Annotated in this window: 25 protein-coding genes, 2 tRNA genes and 1 pseudogene; 15 read left to right on the plus strand and 13 right to left on the minus strand. The window is 30.6% G+C overall.

The features are described from left to right. The 3 genes and pseudogenes from WA340_RS01145 to WA340_RS01155 form a co-directional block, all read right to left on the minus strand. Positions 1 to 83 (minus strand): annotated as a pseudogene (locus WA340_RS01145) (dodecin domain-containing protein); the annotation flags it as partial. Positions 84 to 143: 60 nt separating this feature from the next. Then, complete coding sequence (locus WA340_RS01150) at positions 144 to 1,655, minus strand: OmpP1/FadL family transporter (RefSeq protein WP_336126958.1); 1,512 nt, start codon at positions 1,653 to 1,655, stop codon at positions 144 to 146. A 70-nt stretch (positions 1,656 to 1,725) separates the two neighbouring features. Next, positions 1,726 to 2,694 (minus strand): hypothetical protein, encoded by a 969-nt coding sequence (locus tag WA340_RS01155; protein ID WP_336126959.1) that lies wholly within the window; start codon positions 2,692 to 2,694, stop codon positions 1,726 to 1,728. A 100-nt stretch (positions 2,695 to 2,794) separates the two neighbouring features. On the opposite strand from WA340_RS01155, the gene proS reads away from it, so the two are divergent. The 3 genes from proS to rpsT all read left to right on the plus strand — a co-directional run bounded on the left by proS (position 2,795) and on the right by rpsT (position 4,780). Further along, positions 2,795 to 4,273 carry a proline--tRNA ligase gene (gene proS / locus WA340_RS01160; RefSeq protein ID WP_336126960.1) on the plus strand — a complete coding sequence of 493 codons (1,479 nt, stop codon included), beginning with the start codon at positions 2,795 to 2,797 and terminating at the stop codon, positions 4,271 to 4,273. A 158-nt stretch (positions 4,274 to 4,431) separates the two neighbouring features. Next, positions 4,432 to 4,503, plus strand: a tRNA-Glu gene (locus WA340_RS01165). 25 nt (positions 4,504 to 4,528) lie between these two features. Then, positions 4,529 to 4,780, plus strand: coding sequence for a 30S ribosomal protein S20 (gene rpsT, locus WA340_RS01170; protein ID WP_027880707.1), 252 nt, complete (start codon positions 4,529 to 4,531; stop codon positions 4,778 to 4,780). Positions 4,781 to 4,940: 160 nt separating this feature from the next. Here rpsT and rho read toward each other — a convergent pair whose 3' ends face one another. After that, positions 4,941 to 6,587 carry a transcription termination factor Rho gene (gene rho, locus WA340_RS01175; RefSeq protein WP_106679003.1) on the minus strand — a complete coding sequence of 549 codons (1,647 nt, stop codon included), beginning with the start codon at positions 6,585 to 6,587 and terminating at the stop codon, positions 4,941 to 4,943. 201 nt (positions 6,588 to 6,788) lie between these two features. Here rho and WA340_RS01180 point away from each other — a divergent pair, with 201 nt between their 5' ends. Both WA340_RS01180 and WA340_RS01185 read left to right on the plus strand, forming a co-directional pair. Next, entirely contained in the window at positions 6,789 to 7,202 is a 414-nt protein-coding gene (locus WA340_RS01180) for a DUF4293 domain-containing protein (protein ID WP_336126961.1), read from the plus strand. Positions 7,203 to 7,335: 133 nt separating this feature from the next. Beyond that, positions 7,336 to 7,944 carry a hypothetical protein gene (locus tag WA340_RS01185; RefSeq protein WP_336126962.1) on the plus strand — a complete coding sequence of 203 codons (609 nt, stop codon included), beginning with the start codon at positions 7,336 to 7,338 and terminating at the stop codon, positions 7,942 to 7,944. A 45-nt stretch (positions 7,945 to 7,989) separates the two neighbouring features. Here the strand turns inward: WA340_RS01185 and WA340_RS01190 are convergent, their stop codons facing one another. Next, positions 7,990 to 8,484 (minus strand): metallophosphoesterase family protein, encoded by a 495-nt coding sequence (locus WA340_RS01190; RefSeq protein WP_336126963.1) that lies wholly within the window; start codon positions 8,482 to 8,484, stop codon positions 7,990 to 7,992. Between the two features lie 97 nt (positions 8,485 to 8,581). Between WA340_RS01190 and truA the strand changes: the two genes are divergently transcribed. Together truA and WA340_RS01200 are read left to right on the plus strand one after the other, a co-directional pair. Next, on the plus strand, positions 8,582 to 9,331 hold the full coding sequence (gene truA, locus WA340_RS01195) for a tRNA pseudouridine(38-40) synthase TruA (RefSeq protein ID WP_336126964.1): 750 nt from the start codon (positions 8,582 to 8,584) through the stop codon (positions 9,329 to 9,331). Next, a complete protein-coding gene (locus tag WA340_RS01200; RefSeq protein WP_336126965.1) occupies positions 9,324 to 11,090 on the plus strand; it encodes an ABC transporter ATP-binding protein in 1,767 nt (588 codons plus the stop codon). Before truA ends, WA340_RS01200 begins: the two co-directional genes overlap by 8 nt. Here WA340_RS01200 and cdaA read toward each other — a convergent pair. From cdaA to folP, 3 genes are read right to left on the minus strand one after another with little or no spacing between them, the layout of a single operon-like run. Beyond that, the gene (gene cdaA, locus WA340_RS01205) at positions 11,087 to 11,872 is read right to left on the minus strand and encodes a diadenylate cyclase CdaA (RefSeq protein ID WP_336126966.1); all 786 of its coding nucleotides are present in this window, start codon (positions 11,870 to 11,872) and stop codon (positions 11,087 to 11,089) included. The two genes, WA340_RS01200 and cdaA, sit on opposite strands and share 4 nt — an antisense overlap. A gap of 36 nt (positions 11,873 to 11,908) precedes the next feature. Continuing rightward, entirely contained in the window at positions 11,909 to 12,565 is a 657-nt protein-coding gene (locus tag WA340_RS01210) for a hypothetical protein (protein WP_336126967.1), read from the minus strand. Continuing rightward, positions 12,558 to 13,382, minus strand: a complete 825-nt coding sequence (folP, locus tag WA340_RS01215) for a dihydropteroate synthase (RefSeq protein WP_336126968.1) — start codon at positions 13,380 to 13,382, stop codon at positions 12,558 to 12,560. Before folP ends, WA340_RS01210 begins: the two co-directional genes overlap by 8 nt. A gap of 115 nt (positions 13,383 to 13,497) precedes the next feature. Between folP and WA340_RS01220 the strand changes: the two genes are divergently transcribed. From WA340_RS01220 to WA340_RS01245, 6 genes are all read left to right on the plus strand, one after another. Beyond that, a complete protein-coding gene (locus WA340_RS01220) occupies positions 13,498 to 14,037 on the plus strand; it encodes a DUF1599 domain-containing protein (protein WP_336126969.1) in 540 nt (179 codons plus the stop codon). Between the two features lie 25 nt (positions 14,038 to 14,062). Further along, on the plus strand, positions 14,063 to 15,394 hold the full coding sequence (locus WA340_RS01225) for a BT_3928 family protein (RefSeq protein ID WP_336126970.1): 1,332 nt from the start codon (positions 14,063 to 14,065) through the stop codon (positions 15,392 to 15,394). A gap of 22 nt (positions 15,395 to 15,416) precedes the next feature. Next, positions 15,417 to 16,493: an ABC transporter permease gene (locus WA340_RS01230; protein ID WP_336127042.1), complete on the plus strand. Its 1,077-nt coding sequence runs from the start codon at positions 15,417 to 15,419 to the stop codon at positions 16,491 to 16,493. A gap of 139 nt (positions 16,494 to 16,632) precedes the next feature. Continuing rightward, positions 16,633 to 17,382: a triose-phosphate isomerase gene (gene tpiA / locus WA340_RS01235; protein ID WP_336126971.1), complete on the plus strand. Its 750-nt coding sequence runs from the start codon at positions 16,633 to 16,635 to the stop codon at positions 17,380 to 17,382. A 143-nt stretch (positions 17,383 to 17,525) separates the two neighbouring features. Then, positions 17,526 to 18,362 (plus strand): 50S ribosomal protein L11 methyltransferase, encoded by an 837-nt coding sequence (prmA, locus tag WA340_RS01240; RefSeq protein ID WP_336126972.1) that lies wholly within the window; start codon positions 17,526 to 17,528, stop codon positions 18,360 to 18,362. A gap of 38 nt (positions 18,363 to 18,400) precedes the next feature. Next, complete coding sequence (locus WA340_RS01245; RefSeq protein WP_336066258.1) at positions 18,401 to 18,676, plus strand: ATP-dependent Clp protease adaptor ClpS; 276 nt, start codon at positions 18,401 to 18,403, stop codon at positions 18,674 to 18,676. Positions 18,677 to 18,710: 34 nt separating this feature from the next. Here WA340_RS01245 and WA340_RS01250 read toward each other — a convergent pair whose 3' ends face one another. The 3 genes from WA340_RS01250 to WA340_RS01260 all read right to left on the minus strand — a co-directional run bounded on the left by WA340_RS01250 (position 18,711) and on the right by WA340_RS01260 (position 19,333). Then, on the minus strand, positions 18,711 to 18,917 hold the full coding sequence (locus WA340_RS01250) for a YgaP family membrane protein (protein ID WP_336126973.1): 207 nt from the start codon (positions 18,915 to 18,917) through the stop codon (positions 18,711 to 18,713). 125 nt (positions 18,918 to 19,042) lie between these two features. After that, positions 19,043 to 19,116: transfer RNA gene (locus WA340_RS01255), tRNA-Arg, on the minus strand. Between the two features lie 64 nt (positions 19,117 to 19,180). Continuing rightward, a complete protein-coding gene (locus tag WA340_RS01260) occupies positions 19,181 to 19,333 on the minus strand; it encodes a hypothetical protein (protein WP_027880722.1) in 153 nt (50 codons plus the stop codon). A gap of 553 nt (positions 19,334 to 19,886) precedes the next feature. On the opposite strand from WA340_RS01260, the gene WA340_RS01265 reads away from it, so the two are divergent. Continuing rightward, positions 19,887 to 21,836 carry an endonuclease gene (locus WA340_RS01265; protein ID WP_336126974.1) on the plus strand — a complete coding sequence of 650 codons (1,950 nt, stop codon included), beginning with the start codon at positions 19,887 to 19,889 and terminating at the stop codon, positions 21,834 to 21,836. A 64-nt stretch (positions 21,837 to 21,900) separates the two neighbouring features. Here WA340_RS01265 and WA340_RS01270 read toward each other — a convergent pair whose 3' ends face one another. Next, positions 21,901 to 23,967 (minus strand): M56 family metallopeptidase, encoded by a 2,067-nt coding sequence (locus tag WA340_RS01270; protein ID WP_336126975.1) that lies wholly within the window; start codon positions 23,965 to 23,967, stop codon positions 21,901 to 21,903. Positions 23,968 to 23,969: 2 nt separating this feature from the next. Continuing rightward, positions 23,970 to 24,329, minus strand: coding sequence for a BlaI/MecI/CopY family transcriptional regulator (locus tag WA340_RS01275; protein ID WP_027880725.1), 360 nt, complete (start codon positions 24,327 to 24,329; stop codon positions 23,970 to 23,972). A gap of 157 nt (positions 24,330 to 24,486) precedes the next feature. Here WA340_RS01275 and WA340_RS01280 point away from each other — a divergent pair, with 157 nt between their 5' ends. Continuing rightward, positions 24,487 to 25,428, plus strand: a complete 942-nt coding sequence (locus tag WA340_RS01280) for a calcium/sodium antiporter (protein WP_336126976.1) — start codon at positions 24,487 to 24,489, stop codon at positions 25,426 to 25,428. Positions 25,429 to 25,439: the final 11 nt, after the last annotated feature.

The raw sequence follows: 25,439 nt of genomic DNA on the forward strand, positions 1-25,439 counted from the left end.
CCACTTTTAACAATAGCGCTTTGGTCTTGTACATATACAGAGCGTATGTTTTTTACACTTTTTGATGCGTGTTTTACTGCTTTTAATATGTAAAAAAAGCTTGAGTAAAAACTCAAGCTTTTATATTTATGTTTTTATTAGAATTAAAGCTTAAAACTTAAAGAAAGTGTTATGTTAGAGTTTGTTCTATCAATATTTGCTGCATTGGTAAAACCAACATCAAAAAATTGCTCCTGTCTTTCTTGAGAAGAATTACTATAAGCCAAATCTAATACGGTGTTTCCAAAGTCGTAACCTAATCCAAAAGAATAACCAGTTAAATCGCCAATAATTTCGTTGTTTTTATAAGGACTTTCTTCAAAGCGGTAACCACCTCTTAAACTAAACTGCTTTATTTTGTACTCTCCTCCAATTCTGTAAGTATTTGCTCTAGTTAGTAAATTAGACATAATATTGTTTTGTGCGCTATAATAAGGATCAGAAGTTGGTTTAAACTTTGTGTTACTAAAGTCTTTAGTAGAATAGTCAAAACTAATAAGACCTTTTTGTCCAAATACATATGCTATACTAGAAGAAAATCTAGAAGGTGTTTGTAATTTGTAGCTAGGAAATATGTTAACTATATCAGATATGTAAATTATTTCAGGATCAGCATAATTTGTATTTATGTCTTGAATAAGTTCCTCTTCGATAGTCATCCATGTAGGAGAATCGTAGGTGAAACCAATTCTAAGCTCTGGTGTAACTTTATAAATTGTACCTAATTGAAATGAAAAACCTGTACCATTTGATGTTAAAATATTATCAAAATATACCTCATTGACTAAAGAGTTAGGGTTGTTGTTAGATTCAAAAAAACTTGAATACTTTTCATAATTTAAAAAGTGTGAGTTTAAATTTAAGCCAATGTATAAGTCATCAGTATATTGAGCGGCAGCATTAAAAGTTACTTTACCATTATATCCTGTTGCAGAATAATTATAGACTTGGTTAAAAATTCCTTCATCAATATTTGAAATGTAATTTCCTGTGAAATTATCATTTGTGTCAAATTCAGGGTCAAAAATACCAGAATAATAACCTAAAAAAGCTTGTTGATGCTGAAATCCATATGAAGAACCAATGTCAGCATATGCATCTTCTAAAAATTCATCCTCATAAGCAGAAATTTCACCTAAAGGTAAACCTTGCGCATTAGCTAAAAAGTATTGGTCAACAGAGTTTTGACTTACTCCAGAAGCTCTCCAATTATCATCATAATGTTTTGAATTTTCAAAATTTATTCCAACTGAAAATTTCTTCCAAGGTGAATCTTGTCGATTATTTCTAAAGACAAATACGGCTCCACCTTGAGTAAAATCAAAATTAGATTCAGATGATGTGTTGTTTACATTAAAATAATTTGTTTCATTATCAATGTTTTGATTTTCTAAAGTAAATGTGGCATGACTGCTTGTAAAAACAGCAGAACCTGCAGGATTTATACTTATAGCGCTTAAATCTCCTCCTAGTGCACCAAATGCACCGCTTAAAGCTCTAAATCTAGCAGTTCCTTTTAAATCATCATTAGAGTATCTTAAAGCATCTGTAACTGTTTGGCCAAAACTAAAGGACATAACAAAGCTGCTTATGGCAAGCATAACAATTTTTTTCATTTCAATTTTTTTAAGTAATTATAAATTTGAATAAATAAGGTTAAATAGTAATGACTTATTTATATTCTAATCATCCACCTCTACGACCAGAAGATCTTGAAGATGTTCCTCTAGAAGAGGATCCACCACTTCTTGTTCCTCCAAAAGATCTTGTTGGAGAACTTCTACTAGGTCTTGTTGTGCTAGTCCTTGGTCTAGTAGTATTTGTTCTAGGTCTAGTAGTGTTTGTTCTAGGTCTAGTAGTAGAATTAGTTCTTGGTCTTGTGGTATTTGTTCTAGGTCTAGTTGCAGAGTTAGTTCTTGGTCTTGTTACAGATCTTGGTCTTACATTTGTGTTACCTCTATTTATGTTACTTCTACCATTTAGAACTGACGAGTTTCTTAATATAGATCCTCTTCTTCCAGCATTATAAGAAATACCTCTTCTAGTGTATATACCATTGTAAGCGTATCCATTATAGTAATTTCCGTAACCATATCCATAAAAGAATGGACCATATCCGTAAAAACCTCTATTCCAAAAAGGGTCGTAGAAACCAGCATTCCATCCCCAAGAATTCCATCCCCATGGTCTGTTCCATCTCCATGAGTTCCATCCCCAAGGTGTCATACCCCAAGAATTCCATCCCCAATTGTTCCAACCGTATCTAGCTATTTGGTTTGAATAGACGTCATTGTAAACGTTAATAACAACTTGGTCATTAGAATCTCCCCAACCAGCTTTTTGGACAACAGAAGTAGTATCAGAGTATGTGCCTTCATAGGTGTCAATATCTGTAAAAATTTCGTTGTTATTATTGTCATAAGCTTCAGCTTCTAAAGCTTTCTCTCTAAAATAGTTAGTGTAATAATCATTGTTATTATTATTACTTCCTTCTTCTATAACAACTGTTTGTTGCCCATAAGCGTCAGATGTTTCATAAATACCATCATTTGTTTGTCCAACATATTGATAAGACCCACACGAGGTTAGTGCAATTGCAGCCATTATAGCTGTAAGTGCGTTTAATTTGTTAGATAAAAAAGTAAATAATTTCATAACGCTTTATTTTTAATTGTTGAACTATACAAAAATAGTTAGTTTTGCTAAACTATTCTATTATTTAACATAGACACAATATTTGTGCCAAAATACCGATATGAGTAAAAAATTGACAAGTAGAGCCGAAGATTATTCCAAATGGTATAATGAATTGGTTGTAGAAGCTAATTTAGCTGAAAATTCAGCAGTTAGAGGTTGTATGGTTATAAAACCTTACGGTTATGCAATTTGGGAAAAAATGCAAGCAGAGTTAGACAGAATGTTTAAAGAAACAGGTCATGAAAATGCATATTTTCCAATATTTGTACCAAAAAAACTTTTTGAAGCTGAAGAGAAAAATGCAGAAGGGTTTGCTAAAGAATGTGCAGTAGTTACTCATTATAGACTTCAAAACGATCCTGATAATCCAGGTAAATTAAGAGTAGATCCAGAGGCAAAACTAGAAGAAGAACTTGTGGTAAGGCCAACAAGTGAAGCTATAATATGGAATACATATAAAGGCTGGATACAGTCCTATAGAGATCTTCCTTTGCTAGTAAATCAATGGGCTAATGTTGTAAGGTGGGAAATGCGTACACGATTGTTCTTACGAACAGCAGAATTTTTATGGCAAGAAGGTCATACTGCGCATGCAACAAAAAAAGAAGCAGTTGCAGAAGCCGAACAAATGAATAATGTTTACGCAGACTTTGCAGAAAACTTCATGGCTATACCTGTAGTGCAAGGATTAAAAACAGAAAGTGAAAGGTTTGCGGGTGCAGTAGAAACATACTGTATAGAAGCACTTATGCAAGATGGTAAAGCTTTACAAGCTGGTACATCGCACTTTTTAGGTCAAAACTTTGCTAAAGCTTTTGATGTAAAGTTTACTTCTAAAGAAGGAAAGCAAGATTACGTATGGGCAACTTCTTGGGGAGTTTCAACACGATTAATGGGAGCATTAATTATGACGCATAGTGATGATAAAGGTTTAGTTTTACCACCAAATTTAGCACCAAATCAAGTTGTAATAGTTCCTATATATAAAAATGAAGAACAGCTAGAAGCTGTAACAAAGGTTGTAAATGGTATAATGAAAGACTTAAGAAGTAAAAACATTACAGTTAAGTTTGATAATCGAGATACATTAAGACCAGGAGCAAAATTTGCACAGCATGAACTTCAAGGAGTTCCTCTAAGAATAGCAATAGGAGCAAGAGACTTAGAAAACAGAACTGTAGAATTAGCAAGAAGAGATACCTTAACTAAAGAAATAGTAAACCTAAATGGCTTGACAGAAAAAGTAGAAGGTTTAATGACAGAAATACAAGAGTCTCTATTTAATAAGGCATTAGATTACAGAAATAATCATATAACTAAAGTAGATACTTTTGAAGAGTTTAAAACTATACTTAAAGAAAAAGGAGGTTTTATTTCTGCTCATTGGGATGGTACACCAGAAACAGAAGAAAAAATAAAAGAACTTACTAAAGCAACAATAAGATGTATTCCTTTAGATGGAAAGGAAGAAGAAGGTAAATGTGTGCTTACTGGTAAGCCTTCAAACCGTAGAGTATTGTTTGCAAAAGCATACTAATAAAAAATTTTTTTAATTTTTTTTAATTAGTTGTTGCAATAGTCAAAAATAGTTGTATTTTTGCATCCGCAATGGAAACATTGTTAGTTGTTTTGAAATAAAAAAAGTTTTGCAAGTATTAAAAAATAATTTATATTTGCGCTCTCAAAATAACAAATGGCCCGTTCGTCTATCGGCTAGGACGCCAGGTTTTCATCCTGGTAAGAGGGGTTCGATTCCCCTACGGGCTACAATTTTTTAATAAAAAAAGAACTAATGGCAAATCATAAGTCAGCATTAAAAAGAATAAGAAGTAACGAAGCTAAGCGCTTAAGAAATAGATATCAGCATAAGACAACTCGTAATGCTGTGAAAAAATTACGTGACTTAGATAACAAGAAAGAAGCTGAAGAGTTATTACCTTCTGTTGTATCTATGTTAGATAAGTTAGCTAAGAAAAACATTATTCATGCTAACAAAGCAGCTAATATTAAATCTAAATTAGCTAAGCACGTAGCTGCATTATAAGAAATTATTATTAGTTATATAATATTATTTTAACGCTTCATTTTATGAAGCGTTTTTTTGTTTTTAATAATTTTCAGTTATAATATTAGCGTATTTTAAGATTATAAAAAAAGCCTTGAATAATTTCAAGGCTTTTTTTATATATAACATTCTTTAAGTCTTAACCATTCATAGAGATTAAAAACTCTTCATTGTTTTTTGTTTGTTTAAATCTTTCATTAATAAATTCCATCGCTTCAACAGGATTCATATCTGCTAGGTATTTTCTCATTACCCACATGCGTTGTACTGTGTTGTCGTCTAATAATAAGTCGTCTCGACGTGTACTAGAAGAAGTTAAATCAATAGCAGGGAAAATACGTCTATTAGCAATTTTTCTATCTAATTGTAGTTCCATGTTTCCTGTTCCTTTAAACTCTTCAAAGATAACTTCGTCCATTTTAGAACCAGTATCTGTTAAAGCTGTAGCTATTATAGTTAAAGATCCCCCATTTTCAATATTTCTAGCTGCACCAAAGAAACGCTTAGGTTTGTGTAAAGCATTTGCATCTACACCACCAGAAAGTATTTTTCCTGAAGCTGGTTGTACAGTATTATAAGCTCTAGCTAAACGGGTAATAGAATCTAAAAGAATAACAACATCGTGTCCACATTCTACTAATCTTTTAGCTTTTTCTAAAACTATATTAGCGATTCTTACGTGTTCATGAGCTTCTTTATCAAAAGTAGAAGCAATTACTTCTCCGCGTACATTACGTTGCATGTCTGTAACTTCTTCAGGACGCTCATCGATAAGTAAAATCATTTGATATACTTCTGGATGGTTAGCAGCTATTGCATTTGCTACGTCCTTTAGTAACATGGTTTTACCTGTTTTTGGTTGTGATACAATCATACCACGTTGACCTTTCCCTATAGGAGAGAATAGATCCATAATTCTAGTAGAAATTGTACTTTGCTTTTCTGCTATATTAAATTTCTCTTTTGGAAAAAGTGGTGTTAAATGTTCAAAAGATACACGATCTCTAACCACATTAGGACTTTGACCGTTTATTTTATTAATTTTTATAAGAGGAAAATACTTTTCACCTTCTTTTGGAGGACGAACATTACCTAAAACAGTGTCCCCTGTTTTTAATCCAAATAATCTAATTTGAGATTGTGATACATAAATATCATCTGGAGAAGAAAGGTAATTGTAATCAGAGCTTCTTAAAAAACCATAACCGTCCTGCATGATGTCTAAAACACCTTCACTTTCAATAATAGCATCAAACTCAAAATCAGGTTCTCTATAACGGTTGCGGTTATCTTTGTTTCCGTTATTACCTTTTTGATTGTTGTTGTTATTCTTGTTGTTATTTTTTTGACGATTGTTATTATTAGGTTTGTTAGCTTTATTGTCCTTTTGTTGCTTATCGTCTTTTTTGTTGTCGTTGTTATTTGACTGTTTATTTTTTTGATGATTTTGTTGGGTAGCTTTTTTAGGCTGTTCCTTCTTTTCTTTAGATTTATCAGACTCTAAATCTAATTTACTTTGGTTATCATCTTTTTTTTCTGTTGAAGTTTTCTTGTCTGCTGAAGCTTTGCTAACTCTTGTTCTTTTTTGTCTTTGAGGTTTTGGTTTATCCTCTGTGTCTTCCTTTTTTACTTCTAAGACAGCTTTTGGATCTGCTGCTTGTTTGTCTAGTATTTGATATACTAAATCTAATTTTTTCATAGAGCGAAATTTAGGAACGCTCAATTTTTTAGCAATTTCCTGTAATTCAGGAAGCTTCATGGCTTTTAATTGTGAGATTTCAAACATTGATGTTGAATTAACTTATGTAATGTTATAATTTTTAATTGATTGTTTCTTAAAGAAAATAAGATATTTCTGAAGAATTAACGCTTTGCTATTGTGAGTGTTGCGTAACGTTAATGCAATTATACAACTTTTATTTTAATTTTTAGTTCTATAATTCTAAAAGAAACTATATTTTTGTAATCCTAAAATTTAAAAATTATTATGCTACAACGCATCCAAACTGTATATTTATTAATTGTTGCTATTATCTCTGGCGGATTAATATTTGCATTTAATCTGTGGACCACTGCAGAAGGAACTGTTGTGTATGCTAAAGACGAAGTGCTTGCTTTAGGACTTTTTGTAGGTTCAGCTATTTTAGCAATTATCTCGATTTTCAATTTCAAAAATAGAAAGTCTCAATTTATGTTGGGACGTCTAAATATGATATTAAACTTAATTTTACTAGGATTTTTCGTGTATCGAATACTTAACTCACCTGGAGAAGCTAATGGAGTTTCAGAGAAAGGTGTTGGGATTTTTATTCCAGTCATTTCTATCGTATTTTTGGTTCTTGCCAATAGAGCCATTAAAAAGGATGAAGATCTTGTAAAATCAGTAGATAGATTACGATAAACCTATCATCTTAGTAGTATTAGTGCGAAAGAAAAACCGAAGTGAATAACTTCGGTTTTTTATTTTATTGTTTGCATGTTATTATTATTATTATTATTATTATGTTTGAGTGAATAATCAATAATATAATAAAATGAAAACAACCACACTTTTACAAATTATTTTACTATTCTTCATTTTCTCATGTTCAGAAGAAACAACTACTGAAAATAAAAATGAAGTCAATTCTGCTTCTGAAAATAGTTTAATTAAAGCACGTAATTATGATAGTGGAGCTTTTTTTATAGATGAAATAAAAAAAACAAAAGAAGCAATATCGAAACTTGAGAGCAAGTTAGGTAAATCTAAAGAAGAGATTACTATCGGGAAAATATTGAATAATGAGTTTATTGTTAAAAATGAAGAGTATTTGAATTTAGTATTTAGATTAGCAGCATTAAATTCTGGATTTGATTCAAGTTTTGACAAAGAATATATATATATCCCAGCTATTGAAAACAATGGATTTAATATACTTATTGGTGATAGTTATTGCAATTTTAAGAATGTTAATATTAAGCTTGCTTTAAATATTTATAAAGAGGATAATTCTTTTCGTTTAGCTGATGGTTCAACTGTAGTTTGTGAAGGATGTCGAAGAGGTTGTAACCCTAGAAGAGATTCTAATGGAGATGGATATTGTACAGATTGTCAGATTAATAATTCAAGATGTGATAAAACAGAAACTTTAACACATATTTGATCATTCAATATAAGATAAAAACCGAAGTGAATAACTTCGGTTTTTTTATTTTCTATCATATTGAATAACTTCTAAATTATCAATCTTACCATTATCTATTGTAAAACGTAACATGGTACGTACTTTATGAAAACCATGTATGCCAATTGCTCCCGGATTCATATGTAATAAACCTAATTTTTTATCAGGCATAACTTTTAAAATATGAGAATGACCGCAAATAAATAATTGTGGTGGATTTGCTTTAATAGCGTCTCTAACTCTAATATTATATCTACCAGGATAACCACCAATATGCGTAATCCAAACATCAATACCTTCAATAGTAAAACGATTATGTTCTGGGAATTCTACTCGTGCTTTATCACCATCAATATTTCCCCAAACAGCACGTAAAGGTTTTAGCTTTTGTATTTGATCTGTAACACTTAAGTCACCAATATCACCAGCGTGCCAGACTTCATCAGCATTTTTTACGTGTTTTAATATAGTGTCGTCAATGTAACTATGTGTATCAGAAAGTAGCAGTATTTTTTTCATCTCTTAATTAAACTATTCTTAAAACTTGTATCATCAAGTTTTTAACTTAATGCTTTATCTTATCTTTGCATTTCAATTTGTAAAAATAAGCGATTAATTGAGATATTTCATAGAATTATCATACAACGGAAAAGCCTATCACGGTTGGCAAAATCAACCTAATGCTATTTCTGTTCAAGAAGTTTTAGAAAATGCGTTAAGTACTTTATTAGGTGAATCTGTCGCTATTGTCGGAGCAGGACGTACCGATGCAGGTGTACATGCTAAACAAATTTTTGCTCATTTTGATACAGAACAAATTGTTGAAAAAGCGCAATTAGTTTATAAATTGAATTCATTTTTACCAAAAGACATTGCTATACACAATGTTTTTAAAGTAAAGCCTGATGCGCATGCACGTTTTGATGCTTTAAGCAGAAGTTATTTATACAGAATTTCACTTAAAAAAAATGCATTTAACACAGAGCAAGCGTATTTTGTAAAACAGCAATTAGATGTTGAAAAGATGAAAGAAGCAGCAAAAATCTTATTGGATTATAAAGATTTTCAATGCTTTTCTAAAGTGCATACAGATGTAAAAACGTATAATTGTGATATCAAAGAAGCTGAATTTAATATTGTTGAAGACGAGCTTCATTTCACCATAAAAGCAGATCGTTTTTTGCGTAATATGGTGCGTGCCATAGTTGGTACGTTAATAAATATTGGTGTTGGTAAAATTGAAGTTGCCGATATGCATCAAATTATAAAATCAAAAAATAGAGGAGAAGCAGGTTATTCTGTACCAGCACAAGGGTTATATTTAACAGCTGTAGAATATCCAGATTTCATTAAAATAGATGACTAAGAAAAAAGAAAACATATTTGACGTTAACTTATTTAAACGTCTTTTTAAATATACAAAACCTTACCGTGTAGTTTTTTACGGTTTAATAGTTTCGGTTCTAATTTTAGGAGCATTAAGTATTGCTACACCTTTATTAGTAAGAGAAATTGTAGACCAGCATTTGGTTAAGCAGGATTATGATGGCTTTGTCAACTTGATCACTATTATGGCTTTGCTATTATTAGCAACAGTTGTTTTTCAATTGTTATTTATCTACTATTCTTCTTGGCTGGGTTTAAAAATGGTTAAAGATATTAGAGTTAAGTTATTTGATCACATGCTTAATTTTAGAATGAAATACTTTAACAATTCTTCAGTTGGAGTTTTAATTACTAGAGCAGTAACAGATATGGAGCGCATCTCGTCTGTATTTGGTGATGGACTGTTTTCAATTATAAGAGACTTGTTAATTATGATTGTTGTGTCTAGCGCTATGCTTTATGTAAACTGGAAATTAGCGTTAATCGTTTTTGTAATGCTTCCTATAATATTGTATGCTACAAAAGTGTTTCAGCGTTATATGAAACAAGCTTTTGAAGATATTAGAAATGAAGTTTCTAATCTAAATTCGTTTGTGCAAGAACGCGTTACAGGAATGAAAATTCTGCAATTATTTACCCGAGAAGTAACCGAGTATAAAAACTTTCAAGAGATAAATACAAGACACAAAAACGCTTGGTTAAAAACTGTTTGGTATAACTCTATTTTCTTTGCGATTTTAGAAGTTTTATCGGCATTAACTGTTGGTACAGTAGTATATTTTGGTGGATTAAGAGTGATAATTGACGGTTCTGTTTCAGCAGGAGATTTGTTTATGTTCATAACTATGATTCCTATGTTATTTAGACCTTTACGTCAAATAGCAGATAAGTTTAGTACGCTTCAAATGGGACTTGTAGCTGCTAACAGAGTATTCAAAATATTAGATACCACTTCGCAAATTGATAACTCAGGAACCATCGTTGCTGAAGATTTAAAAGGAAGCATTAGTTTTAAAGATGTTCATTTTAGATATGTTGAAGACGAAGAAGTTTTAAAAGGAATTTCTTTTGAAGTTACCGCAGGTCAAACCGTTGCTATTGTTGGTGCGACTGGCGCAGGAAAAAGTACAGTCATTAATTTATTAAATCGTTTTTACGAAATTAATAAAGGTGAAATTAAAATAGATAACACCAATATTAAAGACTACACACTAAGTTCTTTGAGGCAACAAACTGCAGTTGTGTTACAAGATGTGTTTTTGTTTGCAGATACTATTTTAAGTAATATTACTTTAAATCATCCAGAAATTACAGAAGCACAAGTCATACAAGCTGCAAAAGATATAGGTATACACGATTTTATAATGAGTCTTCCAAACGGATACCACTATAATGTTAAAGAACGAGGTGTTATGTTATCTTCTGGTCAACGCCAATTAATATCATTTTTGCGTGCGTACGTAACTAATCCAAGTATTTTAATTTTAGATGAAGCAACGTCTTCTGTAGATTCGTATTCAGAACAATTAATCCAAAATGCTACCGATAAGATAACTAAAGGTCGTACATCTATTGTTATTGCTCACCGTTTGGCAACCATACAAAAAGCAGATAATATTATTGTAATGGATAATGGTCAAATTGTAGAGCAAGGTACACATCAAGAATTACTTAAAAAGGAAAATGGCTACTACAGAAACCTTTATGAAGTTCAGTTTTTGCAATCTGAAGTGGCTTAAACCAAATCTTTTTTCAAAATTTCAGCTAATTCTGTAGTGTCAGAAAATGGCACAAATTCACCATCTCTAAAACAAGATATTTGTCCGGTTTCTTCACTTACTGCAATAGCTACAGCATCTGTACGCTCGGTAACACCAACAGCTGCGCGATGACGAAGCCCAAAACGCTGTGGGATATTTTTTTCGTTATTAACTGGTAAAATAACACGCGTTGCTTTTACAATATTGTCTTGAATAATAATCGCACCATCATGTAAAGGACTATTCTTAAAAAAGATACTTTCTATGATAGGTTGTGTTACTTTTATATTCATTTCGTCACCAGTATTGGCTAAAAAGTCTAGGTTGTTATTGCGTTCTAAAACAATTAACGCACCAGTTTTTGAAGCACTCATTTTATTACAAGCAGCAATAATAGCATCAATATTTGTTGTAGCGTTTTCTTCCATTTTTAAAAATTTAAGCTGACTGAAAAACTTGCGTCTGCTAGCAAAATTGGTAGAACCTATCATTAATAAAAATTTTCTAATTTCTTGCTGAAAAACCACAATTAACGCAAACATTCCTACGCTAATAAATCCGCCTAAAATATTACTAAGCATTTGCATTTGTAGTGCTTGCGTAACCTTCCAAATAATGTAAATAATAACAATACCAATAAAAATATTGATAGCCACAGTACCTTTTACTAATTTGTAAACATAGTAGAGAAGTAATGCAACTAAAATAACATCGATAACGTCTATTAAACTGAATTTTAAAATATCATCTAATATCTCCAAAGTGAAGTCGGTTTTTGTAAATTTAATGAAATTGAATTAAAAAATATACTCGTTGTTGTCAATAACTATAGTTTCAAAATTTAAGTTTTGAAGTCTGTTTTTTACTGTAATGTAATCTTGAAATTTTAATTGCTTATTTAAATGAAGTGTCAAAACAGTATTTTCTACATTTTTATTAAAATTTTTCTCAAGTTGAATAATTAAATCATCAATTTCAACTCCAGAAAGCTTTAAGTCTTGATGTTGAATTGTAATATCATTTAAACCATTAATTGCTATTATGCTATTGTTTTTAGGATTGGTTTCTTCAATATAATTTATATCTGTAAACTCAATAAATCCTAAATTTTTAATGCTAGTATCATTACAAGTGTAATAGTTTTTTGCAGCTTCATTTTTATGCATTTTTGCATTTCGTTTTTTGTCTTGCAAAAATTTAATTTTAGGTATTGCTTGCTTTAAAGTCAAGCGTTTATCTACATTAAATAACCAATTGGTAGAGATGATTAGATTTTTTCTGTTAAGTTCAACACTATCTGGTTGTGTTTCGTTATAAAAAATATATGCAGGCGACACATCTAAAATTTTAGTAATTTTAGCGTGTTGTACTTCTGGTAATTGGATGACTTTTTCGTTTCCGCAAGACCATAAAAAGAGCGTGATTAATCCTATAAATCCTATTTTTTTAAGCATGTAATTGATTATAAAGTGTGATACATTCTTTAGCTTCTTTTACATCATGTACGCGTAAAATTTTTGCGCCTTTTTGTAAAGCAATCATGTGTAAAGCAGTTGTTCCGTTTAGTGCGTTTTGAGCTGTTGTGTCTAGTGTTTTGTAAATCATAGACTTACGAGACACGCCAACTAAAAATGGTAAATCGGCAATATTTAAAAGCTCTAATTGGTTTAAAAGTTCAAAATTTAGCTGTGTTGTTTTTGCAAATCCAAAACCAGGATCCAAAATTAAATCTATTATACCTAAAGCTCTTGCTTTGCTAATACGTTCAGAAAAATAAAAATTAACGTCTTTTGTCAAGTTATCATAATCTGTCAGCGTTTGCATGGTTTGTGGTGTACCACGCATATGCATCATAATGTAAGGCACGCTTAGGTTTGCAACTGTTTGCAGCATTTTTTCATCTAAAAATCCTGCCGAAATATCATTAATCAAACCCGCACCAGCTTTAATGGTTTGTTTTGCAACTTCACTTCTAAAGGTGTCTACAGAAATAATAATTTCAGGAAAATGTTTCACTAGTAACTCAACAATAGGTACAATGCGTTGCAGTTCTTCATCTTCTGTTACAAAATCTGCATTTGGCCTAGAGCTATAAGCGCCAATATCTATAAAAGTAGCGCCTTGATTAAGCATACTTTCAACTTGATTTAATATAGAATTTTCGTCTTTATAACGTCCACCATCATAAAAAGAATCTGGTGTTACGTTTAAAATTCCCATCACTTTTGGTGTGCTTAAATCGATAAGTTTTCCTTTACAATTTATTGTCATTGCTATATAGTTAATAGGTGTTAGGGCAACTTATAAAAACTTTAATACCTAAACCTTGAACTTTAAATAATTTTATGCGAAATTTACGGAAATTATCAAGATAAGAACACCATTTATGCAAGATACTTCTAAACAATACGATGCGGTAATAAAAACCTGTCGTGATCTTTTTACCAAAAAAATGTCTGATTACGGAAGCGCATGGCGAATTTTAAGATTACCATCTTTAACCGATCAAATTTTTATCAAAGCGCAACGTATAAGAAGTTTGCAACAAAATGACGTTAGAAAAGTTGATGAAGGTGAGCAAAGCGAATTTATAGGCATTATCAATTACTGTATTATGGCATTAATACAAATAGAAAAAGGTGTTGTAGAACAGCCAGATATGGATGTAAATGAAGCGACAGAATTATACGATAAGCATGTTGCAATCACTAAAAAATTAATGGAAGACAAAAACCACGATTATGGTGAAGCTTGGCGCGATATGCGTGTAAGTAGTCTTACTGATTTAATCTTGCAAAAATTACTACGCGTTAAACAAATTGAAGATAATGCAGGAAAAACTATTGTTAGCGAAGGAATAGATGCTAATTACCAAGATATGGTTAATTACGCGGTTTTTGCGATGATTCATTTGAACGAAAAATAAAATAAAAAAAGGTTACAGTATAGCTATGAAATACATCACAGGATTTTTAAGAATTTTTGTCGGAATATTTTTTATCATTTCAGGGTTTATAAAGCTTAATGACCCAATAGGATTTGCTTTTAAACTAGAAGAATATTTTGGTCCAACAGTTTTAGATTTACCATTTTTTACGCCTTATGCTCTAGGAATTTCTATAGTAGTTGTAGTTTTTGAAGTGCTTTTAGGAGTGTTCTTAATTATTGGTTACAAAAAGAAATTTACATTATGGAGTTTGTTATTAATGATAGTTTTCTTTACATTCCTAACATTCTATTCAGCATATTTTGACAAAGTAAAAGACTGTGGATGTTTTGGTGACGCTATGAAAATGGATCCTTGGGAAAGTTTTGGTAAAGACGTTATTTTGCTAGTTATGATTCTTATCATTTTTGCAGGTCAAAAATATATTAAGCCATTCTTTAGTAAATTTATTACAACCGTAATAGCATTATTAAGTTTTATTGCATGCTTAGGGTTTGCTTATCATGTCTTAATGCACTTGCCAAGTATAGATTTTAGACCATTTAAAGTAGGTAATAATATTACCGAAAAAATGACCATTCCAGAAGATGCACCACAACCAGTCATAGAATATACTTGGACGTTTAAAGAAAACGGAGAAGAAATAGAGTACATAACAAATGGAAGTTATCCAGAATCTTCGGGGACTTATATTGGAGTAGAAACCAATGTAATAGAAGAAGGTTATGAAGCTCCAATTCATGATTTTTCAATAGAAAAAGATGGAGAAAATTATACCGAGGATATTTTAAGTCGTCCACACGTTTTATTAATTATCAATTATAATTTGGCTAAAGCCGAAAACGAAGGTCTTAAAACAATAAAAGTATTAACCGATAAAGCTATAGAAAACGGCTACGATGTTATTGGTATTACAGCAACAGGACCAGAAGAAGCAAATACATTTAAAAAAGAATATAATCTAAATTTTGATTATTATTTCTGTGACGAAACTGCTTTAAAAACAATAGTACGTTCTAATCCAGGTATTTTAAAACTTGAAGAAGGAACTATTATCCAAAAGAAACATTGGAATGATGCCGATGAAATTGAATTACCAAAAGTAAAGCGACCAGAGCCTACCAAAAATATGTCTTTGGTTGATCAAGGAGAAGTTTTATATTTAATTGAAGGAAAAGAAGCTACGCTAGAAGAAGTTAAAGCTTTAGATAAAGATAAGTATAAGCTTGTTCCTGTTCAAAAAGAAGGTTCTTTCGAAAAATATTTAGATTCAGTAAACACTGTAAAAGGTAAAAAATATATTGGTGTCTCAAGTTTTGAACTTAAACAAGAATAACCTAATCATAAAAATATAACATCTGTTAAGCTACTTACTAAATAAAATCTTTTATGCATTACTCACATTATTTGGAGTAGTTACTGTTATTTTCTTTTTATTTAGTGTATTGCCAGGTGATCCAGCACAAATGATGTTGGGGCAAAATGAAGATAGCGAACAGTTAGCTATTGTTAAAAAAAAATATGGATTTGATAAACCCATAAGTACGCAATATTTGTACTATTTAAACGATTTGTCGCCAATTTCATTTCACTCAAAAACAGAAGGAGATTATACGTTTTTAAGTCAAAATAAATACGCAGCAACCAAACTGTTTTCTGTAGCCAATACAACCATAGTTTTAAAATTTCCATATTTAAGAGAAAGCTATACTAAACAAGGTAAAAAAGTAAGTCAAGTACTTTCAGAAACATTACCAAATACTTTTGTTTTAGCAATTTCGGCAATAACAATAGCTTTATTTTTGGGTGTATTTTTAGGTGTTATTTCAGCATTAAAAAAAGATTCATTATTAGATAAATCTATACAAGTTATCAGTACTTTAGGGATGAGTGTACCTTCCTTTTTTAGTGCCATATTATTTGCGTGGTTTTTTGGTTTTATATTGCACAAATACACAAATTTAGAAATGACAGGAAGTTTATACGAACTTGACGATTTTGGAGAAAAAATGCACATCAAATGGAAAAATTTAATTCTTCCTGCGCTTGTTTTAGGGATTAGACCATTAGCTGTAGTTATTCAGTTAATGCGAAATTCACTATTAGAAGTATTTAACCAAGATTACATTCGTACAGCCAAAGCAAAAGGACTTTCAGAATTTCAAATTATAAAAAATCATGCTATAAAAAACGCATTAAATCCTGTAGTTACAGCAATATCAGGTTGGTTTGCAAGTATGTTAGCAGGAGCAGTTTTTGTAGAATATATTTTTGGGTGGAATGGCTTAGGTAAAGAAATTGTAAACGCTTTAAACACATTAGACTTACCAGTAATTATGGGTTCGGTGCTAATTATAGCGCTACTCTTCATAATAATTAATATTTTTGTAGATATAATCTACGGTTGGTTAGATCCAAAGGTAAAATTAGAGTAAAATTCCTGCGAAAGCAGGAATCTCATAATAGACAAATAAAAATAAATAGTGCTTTAAACCGTAATAAGCAGTTGGCACTAAAAAAATATTAAGTTTAATTAAAAAGAAAGCAGAGATTCCTGCTTTCGCAGGAAAAACAATGAGAAAAAACATCGTCGCAGGAAACTGGAAAATGAATAATGATTTAGCCCAAACAGAAGGCTTATTAACAGATTTACAAAAGCAAACGCAAACAAGTGATGCAGAAGTAATGGTAGCGCCTTCATTTACAAATCTTTGGCATTCATTTCAGTCATTACGTACATCAGATATAGAAGTAATCGCTCAAAACATGCACTTTGCAGAAAACGGAGCATACACAGGAGAAGTAAGTGCATCAATGCTAAAAAGCGTTGGTATACAAACCGTAATCTTAGGACATAGCGAGCGTAGAGCATACTTTAACGAGACAGACGCAACTTTAGCAAAAAAAGTAGACGCAGCATTAGCAAATAATATGCGAGTAATATTTTGCTTCGGAGAAGAGTTAGAAGACCGTAAATCTGGAAAAGAAGAAACCGTAGTAGGTAACCAAATAAGTAATGCATTATTTCATTTAGACGCATCAGCATTTAAAAATATCGTTTTAGCATACGAGCCAGTATGGGCAATAGGAACAGGCGAGACAGCTAGCCCAGAGCAAGCACAAGACATGCACGCATTTATCCGTAAAACATTAGCAGATAAATATGGTGATGATATAGCAGATAATGTATCGATACTTTACGGAGGTAGCGTAAAACCAAACAACGCTAAAGAAATTTTCTCTAAACCAGACGTAGATGGCGGATTAATAGGTGGTGCATCGCTAAAAGCAGAAGACTTTTTTGCAATTGTAAACGCATTTTAAAATATTAATTTGGGCGTTACCCTTTGCCTGATATAAGTCAGGCAAAGCGTCGCGCTATTCGTTATATCTTTTTCTCGTACCTCAAAAAAGGATGCCACTACTATCGCTAACGCGGATAAAACCGCAAAAACATAGCAACAACAATGTCTAATATTATTTATAAAGGTTACTATTTTAAAGTAGAACCATTACAACCAGCAGTAGAAATTTTAATCGCCGAGTTAGGTTATGCAGGATTTGAAAGCTTTGTAGAAACCGAAGAAGGTGTAACAGCATACATTCAAAAAGAAGAATGGAACCAGAATATCTTAGAAGATATTCAAATATTAAATTCTGATGAATTTGATATTACTTACACACACGAAGATATAGAGCAAACCAACTGGAATGCAGAATGGGAAAAAAACTTTAACCCAATTATAGTAGATGATGTTTGTGCTGTTCGCGCACCATTTCATGAAAAATTTGACACAGAATACGATATCATTATCGAACCAAAAATGAGTTTTGGGACAGGTCATCATGAAACAACACACATGATGATCCAGCATATCTTACAAAACGATTTTAAAGATAAATCAGTCTTAGATATGGGTTGCGGTACAGCAGTTTTAGCCATTTTAGCCGAGATGAAAGGCGCACAATCTATAGATGCTATAGATATCGATAATTGGTGTTATTTAAACAGTTTAGAAAATGTAGAACGTAATAACTGTAATTATATTTCAGTTTACGAAGGTGACGCTTCGTTATTAAATAACAAACATTACGACATAATAATTGCAAACATTAATAGAAATATTTTGTTGCAAGATATAGCTACGTATGCAAAATGCTTAAACCCTAACGGAAGTTTGTTTTTAAGCGGTTTTTATGAAGATGACATTCCGTTAATCGAAAAAGAATGTAATACTCATAATTTACAGCATACAAAAACGTTAAAACGTAATAATTGGGTTGCATTACATTTTAAAAATTAATATTTTAGAAGTGTAATACACTCAAAATCATTGCATATATGAGTACAAAAGAAAAAATTCAAGAACAATTTGAAGTAGACACATTAGAAAAAAACAATAACGAAATTGTTTTGTATAATGATGATGTTAACACCTTTGATCACGTTATAAATACATTAATGTATGCGTGTGATCACACACCAGAACAAGCAGAGCAATGTTCTATTTTAGTGCATTACAAAGGAAAGTGTACAGTAAAAACTGGTGACTATGACGATTTAAAACCACGTTGTTCCATGCTTCTTGATGCAGGATTAAGCGCAGAAATAGTATAAAAAAGAGCCTTTTTTAAAAGGCTCTTTTTTTGTTTTATGATTTACGTCTATTAGTGTTAATGCCTAAAATTTTATACAATGGGCAAAAATTAACAAAACTTGTAATTAAAAAGATAATAGAAATAGCCATTAAAACGTAAGCTAATGTACCTTCTATTACATCTAAATAATATAATAAAGCAATAATAATAGCAATAAGCACGCGTAGGCTTTTATCTAAAGCTCCCATATTTTTTTTCATAACCTAAATAGTATTGATTAGTTATAAATAAATATAGCTATATACTTAATAATAAACAACTTGTTTTGTTTATAGTGTTTGTAAAACAAAAAAACCACGTCAAATAGACGTGGTTTTTATTGTAGTGACCTCGACAGGATTCAAACCTGTAACCTTCTGAGCCGTAATCAGATGCGCTATTCAGTTGCGCCACGAGGCCTTTTTTTTGTGGGTGCAAATATATTCCTTTTTTATATAAACATCAAAATTTATGTTATAAAAATTTAATCTAAAGCATTTTTAGTTACATAAAGTTTCCATCCAAAAATGGCTAATTGTAATTTACTAGCTTTACTAAGGTCTAAACCTTGTTTTGTATAACTGGGTAAGATTAACTTGTTTAGTTTGGCTAAAAGTTTAAAAAAAATCTTTTTCATGGTAAACCTTTTTACAAAACTACTGGTTTAATTAATGCTTGCCAAATAGCGAATTTTAAAAAAAAATGTAAAACTTATTCTAGACTAAGTTTTACTTTTTTGGTTTTTAGTAAATAATTGATGTAATAATATCAATTATTAATTTGGCAATTGTTAGCATAGTTTTTAAGGTTTAAGGGTTAATAAAAACAACCATTTAAATGATTGTTTTTTTAATATATATTTTTTCAATATTAACCTACAAGCAAAAGAAATAAAATCTATGAATTTGACTATTAAATATGAAGTAAAAAAATCAAAAAAGTTTCAACTTTTAAAAATATGCCTTCAACAAAGTTTTTAATTGAAATAATAAAATATATTTATTGTTTAAAAATGTAATAATTGTAGGGTTTTTTTTAGGGTGAAAATTTTTTACAAGGCAATTTTTATTTAAAAAACACCGATTTTAGAGATTTTCATTATTTTTCTACTCATAAAAAGGTTAATTAACGTTCATATAAAATTGTAACTCGTTTATAGTGGTATATTTGTAAAAATAATTCTCCCAAAAATGAAAAAGATAATTACTATTTTATCACTGTTTATTGTGTCTATTAGTTACAGTCAAGCAGTTGTTATAAACGAATTAGATTGCGACACACCAGGAATTGATTATGGTGAGTTTGTAGAGCTAAAGTCTGCAACACCAAACTTTCCTTTAGATGGATATGTTCTAGTGTTTTTTAATGGCTCTACTTCTGGCGGAGATAGCAGTTATTTTGCGTTAGATTTAGATGGAGCAGTTACAGATATTAATGGATTACTTTTGATAGGAAGTGATACGGTTACACCTTATCCGCAAGTTTTTATTGGTGAAAATTTGATTCAGAATGGAGCCGATGCTATAGCTATTTATCAAGGTAATGATTATGATTTTCCTGAAGGGACTTTAGCAACAACAACTAATCTAGTAGATGCTTTAGTTTATGATACTAGTGACGCTGATGATACTGTTTTAATGTCTTTATTAGGTGTTACAGAACAAATTAATGAAGGACCAGGAAATAATACTAACTCAATACAGCGTAACAACGATGGGTCTTACACATCTACAACACCAACACCAAGACAATTAAATGATGGTTCTGGAGTAATTTTAAATGCTTTAGAAATCACTGTAAGTCAATCACAAGTTGATGAAGGTGCATCTTTCGATATTACTTTTACAGCGCAAAGCAATGTGGATTCTGATTACTCGTTTAGCTTTGTAATGAGTAATCAAGGTTTTGATACTTCAGATTATACAGGAAATACATCTTTAACCATATTAAGTGGGCAAAATCAAGTTAGCACAACAATTACCTTAATTGATGATGCTCTAAATGAAGGAGATGAAGAGCCTTTAATTAGGTTTGATAACTTACCAACACCATTAATACCTTTTAACAATAATATTAAGATAAGAATTGTAGATAACGATTTTGTTATCGCTCCATTTGGTACGCCAGTAAACCCAACTTTCGGAGTAGTTTCAAGTACGCAACCTACTGGTTATTATGATAGTTTAGATGGCTTATCTGGAGCTGCTTTAGAGCAAGCTTTACAAGATATTATTGCGGACCCTACCGTTGTAAGAGCGCAAACTTATACAGATGTTATTGATATTTTAAAAGAAGCTGATCAAAACCCAGAAAATTCAAATCAAATTTGGATGGTTTACACAGAGCAAGGTCGTGCAAAATTAGATTTTCAAACCAATGCAAGTAATGTTGGTAAATGGAATAGAGAGCATACGTTTCCTAGATCTCTAGCGGGTTATAACAATATTGGTGCTGATGATACTAGTAATGGTATTGATGTTTATTGGACAACATCAGCTGATTCTTTACGTCATGGCAATAGTGATGCGCATGCATTAAGAGCTGTAGACGGGCAAGAAAATAGCTCAAGAGGAAATCAGCATTACGGACAATATACAGGACCAAGCGGTAATTTAGGAAGTTTTAAAGGAGATGTTGCTCGTAGTGTTTTATATATGCAAATAAGATATAATGGACTAAGTGTAGTTAATGGTTATCCTTCAACTACTGGACAAATGGGAGATTTAGCAACTATTTTAGATTGGCATAGAAATGATCCACCAGACGATTTTGAAATGAATCGAAATAATGTAGTCTATAACTGGCAATTTAACCGTAACCCATTTATAGATCAACCAGATTTAGTAGAATATATTTGGGGAACAAATGTTGGTGATACGTGGAATCAAAACTTAAGTACAGATACTTTTGAAACTTCTTTTGTTAAAATTTATCCAAATCCAACAACAGATAAATTATACGTTTCTGGAAAAGAACAAAATTACAATATCTCTATGTTTTCTTCAGAAGGACGATTAGTGCTAAAGCAACAAGTCGCTAATAACAACTATATAGATTTAAAAGTTGCTAGCGGCTTATATTTAGTCAAAATTGAAACTGAAAATAATCAAAGTTTGGTTAAAAAGATTTTAGTCGATTAAGACTAAATATGAAAATAAAAAAAGACCTTCATTTGAAGGTCTTTCTTTATTTTAGAGCTAATAATTATTTAGAACTAATAATTAAATTTCCTTTTAAATCATTACCGTATTTAATGGTAGGTATTCCATCTTCAGATGCAAAAGTAGCACTTGCTTTTTGCCCTTTTTTATCTTCTAAAGTAATTTTGATTTTAATTATTTCTCCTTCTTTATTTCTTTTTATTTTACTGGTTTTTACCTCTAAATCATAGTGCTCTTTCATAAAATTTTTATTTATGGCAATAGATTTGTCAGTTGTTGTTTTAGAAAGTGTAAATACTGCAGCATTTTTATTTACAATATCATTTTCAGAATATGCAACTTCAGAGACTTCGTAAGATATTTTCCAAGGATTTTTGTCTGTTGCTGTTATTTCTATAACTCCATCTTTTCCTTTGTCACCGTATTTAATAACTGCTTTTTCGTCTTTTAAAATAGTAATACTTTTAATTGAGTAACTTGGTATTTTAAAAAACTCTTCTTTAGTTATTTCTTCTTTATTTTTAATTATTAAAATTTTAGAATTTGGGTCATTTAATTTTTTTGATAAAAAATTAATGTCTTCAGGGTTTGTTCTATCTGCTTCAAAAACGTTAACCTCTGTAACACCAGGATTTATTTTCCATGGGTTTTCTTCAACCTCAGAAACTGTAACTACATTTACTTCTTCTTCGATCTTCCAAGGTTTTTTGTCTTTAGTAAAAACTTCAATAACACCGTTTTTACCTTTGTCTCCGTATTTGGTAATTGCTTTTTCTTCTTTTAAAACGTTTACAGAGTTGATATCTTCTGGACTTATTTTTTCTAATTGTTCTTTATTAGATTCTTTTTTATCGATGATAATTAATAAATCTTCATCTATTTCTTTAGTTTTAGTAGTATTCGTTTTTTCAAATACCCAACCAGAATTGGTGTATTTTTGATTGAATTTGTTTTGCTTAGAAGCAAAAATAAGTTCGTTGTTTTCTACTTTTAAAGCGATGTTATCAATAGGTTTGTTTTTATAACTAAAAACTTTCACTGTTTTGAAGTCCTCGTTGTCTTTAAACTTAGCTTCAATTGAAATACTTGTAATTTCTTGATTATTATTTCTTTCTATTTCAGAAAATTTAATTTCTATTCCATCACCTTGTTTTTCTAAGTCTTTTTTTATTGATTTTAAATCTTTGTCTGTAGATTTTGATGTGATAACTGAAAGTTCAGTTTGCACAATGTTATTAGCGCTAGTGTTGTTATTTGCGATATAAACTTCTTTTGTGTTAAAACTCATTAAGAATAAAACTATAACAGGTATAACCAATGTTAGCTTTAATAAGTTGACATTTTTTGATTTTGATTTTTGTAGCATAATAATTCGTTTTTTGATTAATGATTGATAAAAGTTATTTGATATTGATAATTGATTTTGTGATAAACTGGTTTTTAAAAGTAGTTTTTGGTAGCTTTTTACAGATTTGCTTTTTGCATTTGCTTGTTGGTCTGCTATAAATTCTAAATTTTGAATTATTTCCTTTTTATAAAGCCAAGAAAACGGATTAAACCATAAAACAACAGTTAATAAATTACAGATTAATACGTCTATAGAGTGAAGTTGTTTGGCGTGAGTTTTTTCATGTGCAATAACTTGTTCTAATTCTTTTTCGTTAAAATTTTTTGGGTTGACTACAATGTTATTAAAGAATGAAAACGGTGCGATATTGCTTGTTGTTTCTATTAGCTTGTACTTGTTTTCGCTTTTAGAAATGCCGCTTTTTAATATCTTGTTTAATGAAAGGTATTGAAGTACAAGTCTTGCCAATAAAATAGAAGATACCAATAGGTAAGCTGAAAGTAAAATATTTTCAATATTTAATTGACTAGTTGGTTCTTGTGTATTGTTACTAGTTAATTGGTTTGTAGTTACAAATTGAAATGTTTCTGGAGTGTATTCTACATATATTGGAATGACTAAAAAAGGTAAAGAAAATGCTATAATAATTCCTGAAAGTAAAAACCATCTGTTAGATTGGAAAAAGGTTTCCTTTTGTAAAAACAGTTTGTAACAAACGTAAAAAATAATTGTAATCGCAGAAGATTCTATTAGATATTCCATAATTATTTTTGTTCTTCTATTAAACGAATAATGTCTTTTAACTCTTCTACAGAGATTTTTTCTTCTTTTGCAAAAAATGAAACTACATTTTTATAAGAACTATTAAAATAATTGTCGATAGCTGTGTTTATAAAGTTTTTTCGGTAATTCTCTTTTTTAACAATAGGGTAGTATCTGTGTGTTTTTCCAAATGCTTCATGACTAACGTAACCTTTGTCTTCAAGGTTTCTTACCATTGTAGATAAAGTGTTGTAATGTGGTTTATTGTCTTTATATTCAGCTAAAATATCCTTTACAAAAGCTTTTTCTAGCTTCCATAAAATGTGCATTATTTCTTCTTCTTTATTAGTTAGTTTTTCCATGAAAATGAATTTTACGCTAATATAACTATAAAAATAGTTATGTAACTAAAAAAATAGTTTTTTAACTATTTTTTTAGTTTTTAATAGCTCGTGATAAATAAAAAAGAGAGTGTTAGATTTTAAAATTCAAAATGTATCTTCGCATAAAATATAATTTATGAGTATTGTTTTTTTAATCTTAGGATTTGTGCTTTTGGTTGTAGGAGGCGAGTATTTAGTAAGATCTTCGGTAGCATTATCCTTTAAACTTAATATTTCAAAAATAGTAATTGGTATGACGGTTGTATCTTTTGCAACGTCTGCACCAGAATTGTTGGTAAGTTTACAAGCTGCCTTAAAAGGTTCGCCAGCAATTGCAATTAATAATGTAGTAGGATCAAATATAGCTAATATTGGATTAGTTTTAGGTGTTACAGCAATTGTAGGAGCTATTGCAATAGATAAATCATTTTACAGGCTAACTTGGCCTGTCATGATGGTGTTTTCTTTCGCATTGTATTATTTTTTATGGAATGACAGTCAATTAACTCCAATAGAAGGAGCAGTATTGTTTGTAGGTTTACTGTTGTTTATTGTTTACTTAATTAAAGGTCAAAAATCTACTGAAGAAGTTGAAGAAGTAGATGATGCGCTATCTGTAGTTTCTAATGTTAAAATCATTATATGGTTGCTTATTGGTGCTTTAGCGCTTTACTTTGGAAGCGAATGGCTGGTAAAAGGAGCAACAGAAATAGCTCAGAAATTAGGTGTAAGTGAAGCTGTTATTGGTGTAACAATGATTGCAATTGGTACAAGTGTACCAGAATTAGCTGCTTCTGTTATTGCTGCAGCTAAACAAGAAAAAGCAATTTCTTTAGGTAATTTAATAGGTTCAAATATTTTTAATATAGGTTCTGTATTGGGTTTAACATCAATAATAAAAACTATCCCTATTGAAGAGCATTTAATTTTGAGTCGAGATATTTTTTGGATGCTTTTGTTTGCAGCGGTTATACTTCCGTTAGGGTTAATTCCTAAAAAGAATACTATAGATAAATTTAAAGGGTTTGCTTTAGTAGTAGTTTACGCCACATTTATCTTTTTAGTTTTTAAAGGTTAAAACAGAAATAA

Source organism: Mesoflavibacter sp. CH_XMU1422-2 (assembly GCF_037029245.1).
GTDB lineage: Bacteria > Bacteroidota > Bacteroidia > Flavobacteriales > Flavobacteriaceae > Mesoflavibacter > Mesoflavibacter zeaxanthinifaciens.

What these genes read in the sequence shown, in the direction of transcription:
- WA340_RS01180 (WP_336126961.1), top strand. Translation starts at nt 6,789, where the DNA reads ATGCTACAACGCATCCAAACTGTATATTTATTAATTGTTGCTATTATC.
- WA340_RS01225 (WP_336126970.1), top strand. Translation starts at nt 14,063, where the DNA reads ATGAAATACATCACAGGATTTTTAAGAATTTTTGTCGGAATATTTTTT.
- WA340_RS01250 (WP_336126973.1), bottom strand. Translation starts at nt 18,917, where the DNA reads ATGAAAAAAAATATGGGAGCTTTAGATAAAAGCCTACGCGTGCTTATT.
- WA340_RS01260 (WP_027880722.1), bottom strand. Translation starts at nt 19,333, where the DNA reads ATGAAAAAGATTTTTTTTAAACTTTTAGCCAAACTAAACAAGTTAATC.
- rpsT (WP_027880707.1), top strand. Translation starts at nt 4,529, where the DNA reads ATGGCAAATCATAAGTCAGCATTAAAAAGAATAAGAAGTAACGAAGCT.
- WA340_RS01275 (WP_027880725.1), bottom strand. Translation starts at nt 24,329, where the DNA reads ATGGAAAAACTAACTAATAAAGAAGAAGAAATAATGCACATTTTATGG.
- WA340_RS01185 (WP_336126962.1), top strand. Translation starts at nt 7,336, where the DNA reads ATGAAAACAACCACACTTTTACAAATTATTTTACTATTCTTCATTTTC.
- proS (WP_336126960.1), top strand. Translation starts at nt 2,795, where the DNA reads ATGAGTAAAAAATTGACAAGTAGAGCCGAAGATTATTCCAAATGGTAT.
- WA340_RS01245 (WP_336066258.1), top strand. Translation starts at nt 18,401, where the DNA reads ATGAGTACAAAAGAAAAAATTCAAGAACAATTTGAAGTAGACACATTA.
- prmA (WP_336126972.1), top strand. Translation starts at nt 17,526, where the DNA reads ATGTCTAATATTATTTATAAAGGTTACTATTTTAAAGTAGAACCATTA.
- folP (WP_336126968.1), bottom strand. Translation starts at nt 13,382, where the DNA reads ATGACAATAAATTGTAAAGGAAAACTTATCGATTTAAGCACACCAAAA.
- WA340_RS01150 (WP_336126958.1), bottom strand. Translation starts at nt 1,655, where the DNA reads ATGAAAAAAATTGTTATGCTTGCCATAAGCAGCTTTGTTATGTCCTTT.
- WA340_RS01200 (WP_336126965.1), top strand. Translation starts at nt 9,324, where the DNA reads ATGACTAAGAAAAAAGAAAACATATTTGACGTTAACTTATTTAAACGT.
- tpiA (WP_336126971.1), top strand. Translation starts at nt 16,633, where the DNA reads ATGAGAAAAAACATCGTCGCAGGAAACTGGAAAATGAATAATGATTTA.
- WA340_RS01265 (WP_336126974.1), top strand. Translation starts at nt 19,887, where the DNA reads ATGAAAAAGATAATTACTATTTTATCACTGTTTATTGTGTCTATTAGT.
- WA340_RS01155 (WP_336126959.1), bottom strand. Translation starts at nt 2,694, where the DNA reads ATGAAATTATTTACTTTTTTATCTAACAAATTAAACGCACTTACAGCT.
- WA340_RS01220 (WP_336126969.1), top strand. Translation starts at nt 13,498, where the DNA reads ATGCAAGATACTTCTAAACAATACGATGCGGTAATAAAAACCTGTCGT.
- WA340_RS01280 (WP_336126976.1), top strand. Translation starts at nt 24,487, where the DNA reads ATGAGTATTGTTTTTTTAATCTTAGGATTTGTGCTTTTGGTTGTAGGA.
- rho (WP_106679003.1), bottom strand. Translation starts at nt 6,587, where the DNA reads ATGTTTGAAATCTCACAATTAAAAGCCATGAAGCTTCCTGAATTACAG.
- WA340_RS01190 (WP_336126963.1), bottom strand. Translation starts at nt 8,484, where the DNA reads ATGAAAAAAATACTGCTACTTTCTGATACACATAGTTACATTGACGAC.
- WA340_RS01210 (WP_336126967.1), bottom strand. Translation starts at nt 12,565, where the DNA reads ATGCTTAAAAAAATAGGATTTATAGGATTAATCACGCTCTTTTTATGG.
- WA340_RS01270 (WP_336126975.1), bottom strand. Translation starts at nt 23,967, where the DNA reads ATGGAATATCTAATAGAATCTTCTGCGATTACAATTATTTTTTACGTT.